This is a genomic window from Streptomyces sp. NPDC037301, assembly GCF_055602785.1.
Genome location: NZ_JBVJWD010000047.1, coordinates 46,061 through 56,877, shown reverse-complemented (window position 1 = coordinate 56,877; position 10,817 = coordinate 46,061). Strand labels below are relative to the sequence as shown.

Annotated in this window: 9 protein-coding genes; all 9 read left to right on the top strand. The window is 65.7% G+C overall.

What is annotated here, in order from left to right; all coding sequences use genetic code 11:
- Positions 1-206 precede the first annotated feature (206 nt).
- The 9 genes from ACZ7IB_RS39900 to ACZ7IB_RS39860 all read left to right on the top strand — a co-directional run bounded on the left by ACZ7IB_RS39900 (position 207) and on the right by ACZ7IB_RS39860 (position 10,817).
- Positions 207-1,586, top strand: a complete 1,380-nt coding sequence (locus tag ACZ7IB_RS39900) for an IS1380 family transposase (RefSeq protein WP_470919506.1) — start codon at positions 207-209, stop codon at positions 1,584-1,586.
- Positions 1,587-1,805: 219 nt separating this feature from the next.
- The gene (locus tag ACZ7IB_RS39895; RefSeq protein ID WP_470919489.1) at positions 1,806-2,573 is read left to right on the top strand and encodes a transposase; all 768 of its coding nucleotides are present in this window, start codon (positions 1,806-1,808) and stop codon (positions 2,571-2,573) included.
- Between the two features lie 190 nt (positions 2,574-2,763).
- Complete coding sequence (locus ACZ7IB_RS39890; protein ID WP_470919504.1) at positions 2,764-4,161, top strand: IS1380 family transposase; 1,398 nt, start codon at positions 2,764-2,766, stop codon at positions 4,159-4,161.
- Between the two features lie 507 nt (positions 4,162-4,668).
- Positions 4,669-5,646 (top strand): fatty acid desaturase family protein, encoded by a 978-nt coding sequence (locus tag ACZ7IB_RS39885; RefSeq protein WP_470919503.1) that lies wholly within the window; start codon positions 4,669-4,671, stop codon positions 5,644-5,646.
- Between the two features lie 55 nt (positions 5,647-5,701).
- On the top strand, positions 5,702-6,364 hold the full coding sequence (locus ACZ7IB_RS39880; protein ID WP_470919501.1) for an N-acyl amino acid synthase FeeM domain-containing protein: 663 nt from the start codon (positions 5,702-5,704) through the stop codon (positions 6,362-6,364).
- Positions 6,365-6,389: 25 nt separating this feature from the next.
- Complete coding sequence (locus tag ACZ7IB_RS39875) at positions 6,390-8,087, top strand: aspartate aminotransferase family protein (protein WP_470919500.1); 1,698 nt, start codon at positions 6,390-6,392, stop codon at positions 8,085-8,087.
- On the top strand, positions 8,081-9,589 hold the full coding sequence (locus tag ACZ7IB_RS39870; protein WP_470919498.1) for an AMP-binding protein: 1,509 nt from the start codon (positions 8,081-8,083) through the stop codon (positions 9,587-9,589). The genes ACZ7IB_RS39875 and ACZ7IB_RS39870 overlap by 7 nt, the downstream gene beginning before the upstream one ends.
- A complete protein-coding gene (locus ACZ7IB_RS39865) occupies positions 9,586-10,563 on the top strand; it encodes an amidohydrolase family protein (protein ID WP_470919497.1) in 978 nt (325 codons plus the stop codon). Before ACZ7IB_RS39870 ends, ACZ7IB_RS39865 begins: the two co-directional genes overlap by 4 nt.
- The gene (locus ACZ7IB_RS39860; protein WP_470919496.1) at positions 10,560-10,817 is read left to right on the top strand and encodes a hypothetical protein; all 258 of its coding nucleotides are present in this window, start codon (positions 10,560-10,562) and stop codon (positions 10,815-10,817) included. The genes ACZ7IB_RS39865 and ACZ7IB_RS39860 overlap by 4 nt, the downstream gene beginning before the upstream one ends.

Genomic DNA, 10,817 nt, shown 5'->3' with positions numbered 1-10,817 from the left:
TTACGCTCCAATCCCCGTGTCATCAAACGCAAGATGTCCAACTGGGCCCTCAAACGCACCGAACACAACAACCAGCCCCGGCCGGACACCCCAGTCGTCACCCTCGTCGGACCCACCAAACCAGCCCCAACCTCCCGGAAAAAGACCTAAATCACCGGTATTGTGTCTAGGGTCCTGTTGGCTGCATGGAAAGAAGCACTCTCCAGGTGAGTAAGCGTATCGGGTTGTACCCGCGTGTCCGCGTCGAGGGCGGTGGCAGCGGGGCGGTCTCGCAGGGCGGGGCGGTGCTGCTGGCCGAGACGGTCCGCAAGTTGGGCCTGGACACCGCGATATCGACGGCGTTGGCGCCGTGGCGCAAGCCGCGGGCGGTGCACGATCCGGGCAAGGTCTTGCTGGAGGTCGCGCTCGCGACGGCTCTGGGCGGGGACTGCCTCGCCGATGTTGCCATGCTGCGGGCCGAGCGCGACGTGTTCGGCCCGGTGGCATCCGACCCGACGGTCTCACGGCTCATCGACGCCCTTGCCGCAGCCGGGCCGAAGGCGCTCACCGCGATCCGGTCGGCGCGGGCCGAAGTACGCTCGCGGGCCTGGGAACTGGCCGGGGCGAACGGTCCGGCCGCCGACGGCTCGGTGATCGTGGACATCGACGGCGTGCTGGTCCTTGCGCACTCCGAGAAGCAGGACGCCACCGCGACCTGGAAGAAGACCTTCGGTCATCATCCGCTCGTCGCGTTCGTCGACCACGGCCGGGCCGGTTCCGGAGAGCCGGTGGCCGCGCTGCTGCGGCCCGGCAACGCAGGCTCCAACACCGCGAGCGATCACATCACCACCACTGGGATCGCCCTGGCCCAGCTCCCCAAACACCTGCGGCGGGGCCGGCAGACATTGATCCGCACCGATTCCGCCGGCGGCACCCACGCCTTCCTCGACTGGCTCTCCAAGCCGGGCCGGTGGCTGTCGTACTCCGTCGGAATGACCAACACCGACGCCATCCACCAGGCCGTCCTGAAGATCCCGAAAAAGGCGTGGACACCGGCCTACGACGCCGGCGGCACCGAGCGGCCCGGCGCCTGGGTCGCGGAGATCACCGACATGCCCGACCTGACAACGTGGCCCAAGGGCATGCGGCTGATCGTCCGCAAGGAACGCCCGCATCCCGGCGCACAGTTGCGCTTCACCGACCTCGACGGACTACGGCTCACCTGCTTCGCGACCAACACCAAAGGCGGCCAGCTCGCCGACCTCGAACTGCGTCACCGCCGCCGGGCCCGCTGCGAGGACCGCATCCGAAACGCCCGCGACACCGGCCTGCGCAACCTGCCCCTGCACGACACCGCACAGAACCAGATCTGGCTGGAGATCGTCTCCCTCGCACTCGACCTCCTCGCCTGGATGCCGATGCTCGCCCTGACCACAGAAACGCGCCGCTGGGAACCCAAGAAGCTCCGCCTGAGGCTGTTCTCCGCCGCCGCCCAGCTCGTCACCACCGGCCGCCGCCGCTGGCTCCGCTTCACCACACGATGGCCCTGGACAAACGAAGTCATCCAGGCAATCGACCGGCTCAATGCCCTGCCGAGCCCCGGCTGACCAGCCACGCCGGCCGCCCCAACGATCCGCATCACCGCACCGGGAAAGTAGAACCCGGCGCCCACCCGACGCGACAGCCGGGCCGCCAACCTGCCCCAACCCCGAAAAGACCGCACCTCGCAAGCACGAAGCCCCCGTCAGCGAACCGACGAGGACTCATGAACGATCGAGGCTAAGGGCTGTCCCGTAACTGCTGGTCACAGGTGAGATGATCTTGCGGTGTCTGGTGTGATCACGGCGTCGGAGCCCTCCTGGATAGCCCCGTTCACCGGGCTGAGCCCGCGTTCCTTCGGCAAGCTGGTGACCGCGCTGCGCCGTGAAGGTGTAGATCCGGTCCGCAAGGGTCGCCCGTGGGCTCTGCCGCTGGAGGACCGGGTGCTGCTTGTGGCGGCCTACTGGCGTACGAACTTGACGATGCGCCAACTCGCTCCGCTCTTCGGTATCTCGAAGTCCGCGGCCGACCGCGTCATCGACCACCTCGGCCCATCACTCGCGCTCCAGCCACGCAAGCGCTTCCGCAAGGACACCGTGCTTATCGTGGACGGCACCCTGGTGCCTACCCGCGACCACACCATCGCCGCACAGTCCAAGAACTACAGGTACTCCACCAACCACCAGGTCGTCGTCGACGCCGACACCCGGCTCGTCGTGGTGGTCGGCCGATCTCTGCCGGGCAACCGCAACGACTGCAAGGCGTGGGAGGAGTCCGGCGCGAAGGCCGCCGTCGGCAAGACGATGACGATCGCCGACGGCGGCTATCCGGGCACCGGGCTCGTGATGCCCCACCGCCGCCGCAAAGGCGAAGAACTGCCCGACTGGAAACAGGCCCACAACAAGTCCCACAAGCAGGTCCGCGCCCGCGTCGAGCACGTCTTCGCCCGCATGAAGACCTGGAAGATCCTCCGCGACTGCCGCCTCAAAGGCGACGGCGTCCACCACGCCATGCTCGGCATCGCCCGCCTGCACAACCTCAACCTCGCCGGATAGGCGAGCAGCCGGACTGGCCACCGACCATGCCACACCCAGTCAGAGATCATTTACGGGACAAGCCTTAGCCTCGATCCACCGGGTGATGGTTCGTCCAGTGCCTGGACATGAAAGTGGAGATGCACTCTGACCTGGGAAAATAGGAGTTCTCTAGGCTTCTACTCAACCAGTTCGGAGGTGCATCTCCGGGATGCATTCTTCCACGCCGCCACGTGCGGTGTCCGCTGTGTTCGATGACCCGAACCTGGTTGCGCATGCCGGGCTGGTTCCGGTGATGCGGCTGGCCGAACGGTGTGGGCTGTCGGACCTGGTGACGCAGAAGGTGAAGCTGACCGGGACGACGAACGGCGCGGGGGCTGCGGCGGACTCCAAGATCAGCAGCATCGTGGCCGGCATGGCGGCGGGCGCGGACAGTATCGACGACCTCCGCGTGCTGCGGCACGGGGCGATGCCGGCGCTGTTCGGCGGTATTCGCGCCCCGTCCACGCTGGGCACCTTCCTTCGCGCGTTCACCCACGGTCACGCCCTCCAACTCCATGCTGTGCACCGCAGATTCCTGACCGCGCCGGCCGCGCGCACTCCACTGCTGCCCGGCTCTGGAGAGAAGGCGTTCATCGATGTCGATTCCACCCACAAACGCGTCTACGGCCGGACCAAGCAGGGCGCCGAGTACGGCCGGTTCAAGGGCATCCGCACCCTGCACCCCCTCCTCGCCACGGTCTGCACCCCGCACGCGCGGCCGGTGATCGCCGGGGTGCGGATGCGACGTGGCAAAGCAGCAGACTCCCGAGGCGCCTCGAAATTCGTGAGCGAGGCCCTGGCCACCGCCGTCGAGTCCGGCTGCACTGGCCTGCGCATCCTGCGGGCCGACTCGCAGTTCTACAACGCCGGGGTGATCGCCGCCTGCCACCGGGCCGGAGCCCACTTCTCGATCACCACCGGGATGAACCCCTCCATCAAGCGGGCTGTCCTCGGCATCCCCAACGACGCCTGGCAGCAGATCAGTTATCCGACCGCAGTGCCCGACCCCGAGACCGGTGAACTCATCTCGGACGCCGAAGTGGCCGAGATACCCGAATACACCGCGTTCGCGAGCCGAAAGAAAGCGGAGCGGGTCACCGCGCGGCCGATCGTGCGTCGGGTCCGTGACCTGGCCAAACCCGCCGTCGTGGGCGAGCAGGGCGAGTTGTTTCCCGTCTGGCGCTACCACCCCTTCTTCACCGATCAGCCTGCCGCAACGCTGCGGGCCGAGCGGGAACACCGGCACCATGCGGTGGTCGAGCAGGTCATCGCGGACAGCAAGGCCGGTGCCCTGGCCCATCTGCCGTCCGGGCACTTCCACGCCAACGCGGCCTGGCTGACCCTGTGGGCGATGACCTACAACCTGCTGCGGGCCGCAGGTTCCCTGGCCTCCGCGTTCCACACCAAGGCCACCACCGCCACCCTCCGGGCCCATCTGGTCCAGGTCCCGGCCCGGATCGCGCGATCCGCACGACGCATCACCCTGCATCTGCCGCACAACTGGCCCTGGGAGCAAGCCTGGACACACCTCTTCGACACCGTCCACGACCCACCCGCACCGGCCTGATCCCCCTGACCACCCCGCCCGCCAGGGCCCGACCGGAACCGAACCCGTGGAAAAGCTGGGCAGACCAGCAGATACCACCTGCCCATCCACGACCACCGACCGAAACCAGCTCACAAAACGATCAAGAGATCGTCTTCAGAGCGCGTCGGTGGATCGAGGCTTAGGCCTCACGGACGACGGCTGCAGGGGCGACCGCTTTGATCCGGCCATGACCGAGGGGCCGGGCCTTCGCCCCTATCAACAGACGACGCTGCCATTCGTCAAGGTCGGCAGAATCGCCCAGAACTTGGCTGCCAACACAGCCCGTTGCTCTTTTAACCCGCTCAGGCCAGATCGACGAACCACCGAACAGAAGGCCGCGAGACAAAGACCTGCACGCCCTGAGTCAACAGTTTCCCAGGCAATTGTCCAACCTCGGCCAAGCCACTCCCGTCGTGTCCACTAATCCGATCCGCTCCCATACGCTGCAAGCGGGAGAGCAGATAGCAGACATCGGGGGTACTCCGCGTGGCCGGAAACAGAGAAATGGCGACCTCGACGGCGAAGATGCAGTTGCGTACTTCATTCAAACATCTTCGGGTACCCATCAAGGGTTATAAGTTTGCCGTGAAGATGATTTTCTGGGCGACGCTGGTCGTCGTCGGCGGCGCGTTAGCCCTGCAGCCGTTACTTTGGTGCCGTCTGGGCGGTATCCTCCTTCTCGGCCTGATGTTTGCTCATGCTGCGGAACTGCAGCACGAGGCACTGCATAATCTCGGGTTCAACAGAGTATGGACCAATACCGCGGCAGGCACACTTCTCGGAATTCCATTGGGGATCTCTTTCGCCGCCTACCGAGCTGTCCACTTGCGACATCACCGGTATCTCGGCACTCCACAGAATCGAGAGTTCTTCGACTACGGAGACCAGTACGGAACCGATGCCCAAAAGAGTCGACTTGTGTCTGCCCGAAAATGGTTGTCACGCTTTCTGATGATCCAGCACTTCCGTGAGATCGCCAAGGAACTAGTACTCTGCTCCATCAGTCGAAGGAAGTTCGAAGGTGAAACCGAGACCACGTCTCGCCGAATTCGCAGAAACTACCGCATTATTTGCTTCACGCTGGTGCTATCCGTGGCCTTGTCTATTTTGCTCGGCGAGGCACTGATGATCTGGCTGTGGCTGCTCCCGCTACTCGTGGCGGCGCCAATCCATGCTTTTGTCGAACTGCCGGAGCATTACCGGTGTGAAACCCTCGATAAAGATCCGTTCAAGAACACCCGGAGTATCAGGTCGAATTGGATCATGACGTGGTTCACGAACGGAAACAACTTTCATGTCGAGCATCACCTCATGCCGAACCTCCCCATGAGTCAACTCCCGGCACTGCACGTGGAGATCAAAGACCGTCTGGAGTACTACCACCCCACGTACCGGGACTTCTTCAGAAGCCTGCTGTCCAAGAAGGACACGCGGCAGGACTCGGTCCCGACGGAACGGATCTGAACGGCGCCACGGGGTGCGCGCACCGGGCGCGGCCCAGCCGAGAAGGAGCCACGACGTGCCGGAATACCTGACGGAGGACCGGAGCATCACCCTTCGGACAGCGCACGCGATCGCCGACAAGGGCACCCTGCTGCAACTGCGCGACCTGGTGTACGTACGCGACCAGGGGCGATTGGGCGACGCCCACGACACCGCCCTCACCTTCGACCGGTTCGACCCGTACGCCGAATACATCATCGCCGAGGAGACAACGGACTCGGGAATCACACCCGTTGGCACGGTCAAGATCGTCGGCGACTCGGAGATCGGCCTCCCGGTCGACGGGATGGTCGACATCGGCCACCTGCGACACAGCGGTCACCGCCTGGTGGAGTTCGGGCATCTGATGACCATTCCACGAGTGCGCAAGCGACGCATCGGCCTCCAGCTCATGCGCGCCGCCCTGATCCACAGCCTCGTCCGGTTCAGGGCCACCCATGTCCTGGGCGACTTCTTCGCCGAGGCCGACGGAAGCCTGCGCACGTTCTACCGGGAGCTGGGCTTCGTCCAGGTCGGCCCGTCCTACCAAGACGAAAGATTCAAGGGCGGACCGCTCAGCGTCACCGGAGTACTGGATCTCGCGGACGCCGCCGAACGCTCCCGAACGGCCGACGACCAGCAGGACGGCACCTCGCTTCTCCACTACTTCTTCCACGACTACGGCAGTCACCGGGCATGAGGCCCTCACGACGGAAAGGAGAAGCATGCCCACGCGTCGGCAAGAACTGGCGCAGCTGAAGGCGGCGCATAATCATCCCGTCTACTCGGTCATGTCCTATGTGATGGGGTGTGGCGTCCAGGGCAGGGGAGCGGGCAGCCATGTGGTCGACGAACACGGCCGCAGGTTCCTCGCGCTGTTCGACCAATACGGCAACCAATCGTTCGGCTACAACCACGAACGCGTCGTGGCGGCGCTCGCCGACCAGATCGACACCGGCCGGCTGAACAGCACGAAGATCATGTTCGAAGAGGAGTCGATCCGTCTCGCCGAGCGGCTCGCGGCTGTCACCGGCGGCCGGCTGCCCTTCTCCTATCTGGCCAACAGCGGCGGCGAGACCATCGACAACGCCCTCAAACTGGCGCGGGCCGCAACCGGCCGCAAGCAGTTCGTCTCGGCGGTCGACTGCTTTCACGGCAAGACCTTCGGCGCGCTGAGCGCCGCGGGCCGCCCTGAGCACGCGTCACTGTTCGCACCGTTCCTCGACGGTTTCCATCAGGTGCCGTACAACGATCTCGATGCCCTCGCCCGCGCGATCGGACCCGACACGGCCGCGGTGATCCTCGAACCGGTACAGGCCGAAGGCGGCGTCATCACTCCTGCAGCCGGGTACCTGGAAGGAGTCCGGCGCCTGTGCTCGGAAGCCGGCGCGCTTCTCGTCCTGGACGAGATGCAGACCGCCTTCGGCAGATGTGGCACCTTCTTCGCCTACGAGCAGTTCGGCATCACACCCGACCTCGTGTGCGTCGGCAAGGCCTTCGGCGGAGGCGTACTTCCCATCTCGGCCGTGCTCGGCACCTCCGAGGTCTGGCATGCCCTGCGCGCGCTCCCCTCGACCTTCGGTTCGAGCCTCGGCGGCAACCCGTTGTCCTGCCGGGTCGGCCTGGAGACGCTGGCGCTTGCCTCCGACGAGGCGTTCCTCGCCGGCGTCCGCGACAAAGCTCTGCTTCTGGACGGTGAGCTGGGCGCCTTGGCCAAGGAGTTTCCCCAACTGGTGCGAGAGCACCGTGGCTTGGGGATGATGCACGGGCTGGAGTTCCACGAGGAGTCCCTCGGCGGGCTGGTCCTCCGGCTGCTCTACGAGGGCGGTGTGACCTCGACGTACTCGCTCTACAACCCACGGGTCCTGCGTGTTCAGCCACCCGTGGTCATATCGGACGAGGACCTCCAGCGCGGGCTGGCCGTGCTCGCGTCCGTGCTGCGGACCGTCGACGGCTTCCGCCGTGGGGCGGCGGAGCCGCTGCGCGCGGCCGTGACACGGTCAGTGCCCCTGGACGCGTCGACCGAACAGGTCCTGCGCCTGCTCATGACGCGGCCGAGAGCGCTGGATCCCTTCGCCGCCGACAATGACGTCGCCTTCGTTGACCAGCCCGAGCATCGGTTCCGGGGAACGCTCGGGGACGACGCTGTGGAGTGGGCCGACACCTTGGCGCTCTCCGGGAACACCGTGCACGCGCACGCCGAGCCCTGCTGGCTCTGGCGTCGACTCGACCGCAGCACGACTGTGCGTCCCGGCCCGGACGGCACCGGATGCACGGTGGACATCGCCATCAACTGGGACTGCGGGACCGGTCCCTACGAGGAGCTGCTCGCGGGCCGTATCAGCCATTTCGTTCAGCAGCGAATCACCGATCTCATCGGCCGGTTCGCGTCGGCGGCAGACCGAGGGAGTTTTCCATGCTGATGAAGGACCTGTTCGAGCGTTTCGGTGTGAACCAGTCGTCCCGGATCGTTGAGATCGGCACGTCCGGAACCCGACGCGAGATGACCTACGCCGAACTCGCCGACGCGGCACGTCAACGGGCGGACCTGTTGCGGGAAGCCGGTGTACGGCAGGGCCAGACGATCGGCCTGCGTGGGCCGAACGGCATCGACTGGGTCCTCTGGGATCTCGCGGCGTTGTGGGCGGGGGCCGTGGTGCAGGCCTTCCCCGACGAGATACGGCCCTCCGACACGGGGGAGTTCCTGGTCCGCCACGGCCTCGCTCTCCTGATCACCGACGAACCGGCGGCGCACGCTCACCGGTCCGTGGTGGCCTGGAACGCGGCCGTCTACCGGCCTGCGACCGCGCTCGACTCCCCCCGGACCACCGACCCCGACCTGCACAGTCTGGTGTACTCCTCGGGAACCACCGGCGGGCTGAAGGGCCTCAAGGTGAGCAGGCGCGGCACGGAATACGTCATCAGGCGGTTCATGGAGTGCTTTCCCGTCGGGGCCGACGACCGTCATTTGATTTTTCTGCCGCTCGCCAACTACCAGCAGCGGCTTTCTCTCTACTGCTGCCTGTGGACGGGAAGCGATCTCGTACTGGCGCCGTACGGACGGGTTTTCACCGTGCTCCGTGAGGAGCGGCCGACGTTCCTCATCGCACCGCCGGTCTTCTACGAGACCCTCCTTCATCTCCACCGCAAGGCCGTAACACCGGCATCCCTGCCCGAGTTCATCGGCTCACGGATGAAGTTCATGATCACCGGCATGGCGCCCATCCGCGCCGAGACGGTGGAGGCCTATCGGGCGGCCGACGTCGCACTGCTGGAGGCCTACGGGATGACCGAGTCCGGAATGATCGCCTGGAACACTCCCGAGAACCACCGTTCGGGGTCGGTGGGCCGTCTCATCGATCCCGACTGCGTGGAGTTCCTGCCCGACGGTGAGCTGCTCATCCGCCGCGCCATGCCTCTGAGTACCGGGTACTTCGAGACGCCCAGCGTTGTCGAAGAAGAGACCTACCGGCCCGACGGGGCCATCGCCACCGGGGACTTCGGTTCGCTGGATCCGGACGGCTTCCTCGTCCTGAACGGGCGCAAGAAGGACTTGATCATGCTGGGCAGCGGCCGCAAGGTTCATCCGGTCGAGGTGGAAAGGATGTTCGCACGGCTGCCCAGCGTGGCGGACATCGTGGTGGTTCCCACCCCTGTGGCCAACCGGCTGGGAGCGCTGATCACCGCGCACGAACCGGGGAGTCGGGACGCCGAGGACGGCATCCGCAAGGAGATCGTCGAACTGAACACCACATTGGACCCCCATCAGCGGATCGTCTCGATCGTCTTCACGCCCACATCCGTGCGCAGCGAAGCGAGCTTCATGACCGCCAACATGAAGCTCAGCCGGAAGGCCGCCACAGAACACTTCGCGAAGCTTCTTGCTACTACCGACAAGGCCGCCGTAGTGGAGGAGGCCCGATGACCCTTCCCATAGAGAACACTGAAACGGTCGTCGACGCGCACATCAACCTCGCTTCCGACCAGGCGATTCCACGCCGGTTCATAGAGCAGCAGGCGGAGAACGCCGCTTCGCGGATGAGCCTGCTCGGGGGACGGAACATCTCGCAGGAGCGCATACGCCACCGTCTGCTGTCGCTCTACCAGGACCACGACGGTGACGCGCTGGTGGCCGAGATGGACGCCGCGGGTATCGCCCAGGCCGTGCTGGTGGCTCCGGACTACTCGTTTGTCGCCGACTGCTCCCTGGACCGCCCGGCGATCGCCGAGCAGCACGACCGGGTACGCTGTCGACACCCGGGCCGCTTCCTGGTCTTCTGGGGGGTCGATCCCCGATCCGGCCCAGCGGGCCTGGAACTCTTCGAGCGGTGCGTGACGCAGTACGGGTTCGAGGGGCTCAAGGTCTACCCCGTGAACGGGTACTCGCCGAGCGATTCGGGCTTGTACCCGTACTACGAGCTGTGCCGGCAATGGGGGTTGCCCGTACTCAGCCACACCGGGCCCTCCTGGCAGGCCCTCGAGTTCCGCTACGGGCAACCGCTCCTCGTCGACCGTGCGGCCCGAGACTTTCCCGAGGTCGACTTCATCCTCGGACACGGCGGGGTGCGCCAGACCGAGGAGTGTGTCGACCTGTGCGTTCACCGTCCCAACGTCTACCTCGACATCGCCGGAGCCCAGGGAGTCCAGCACCCGGACGGCTGGCTGAGTCGGCTGAACCGGTTGTTCCGTCTAGGCGTCAACCACAAGATCATCTATGGGTCCGACTGGTCGGCGCACCGGATGAGCACGACTCTCGCGAGCATGAGGTGCCACTTCGCCAACGGACAGCCCGTCTTCGACGGCGTCAAGCCCTCCCACCAAAGGATGATCATGCACGCAAATCTTCTTCGCCTCGTCGCTCGGCGAAGCAGCTCGACGGGCGAAGGGGCCGCGGTATGACCCAGCACGATGTCACCCAGCTCGAGAACGACATCCTCGCCTGGATCAGCGACTGGAATGAAGGGCTGGCCGCGGACAGCGTCAAGGCCGACACCGACCTGCTGGGCAGGGGACTGCTGGACTCGGTGGGACTGGTCGGCCTCATCTCCTTCGTGGAGGACCGTACCGGTACGGAGCTCGACTACGCGGACTTCGACCCCGATGCGGAGATCACCGTGCGTGGCATCCTGGCGCGCTGCGCAGAGGCCAAGTGA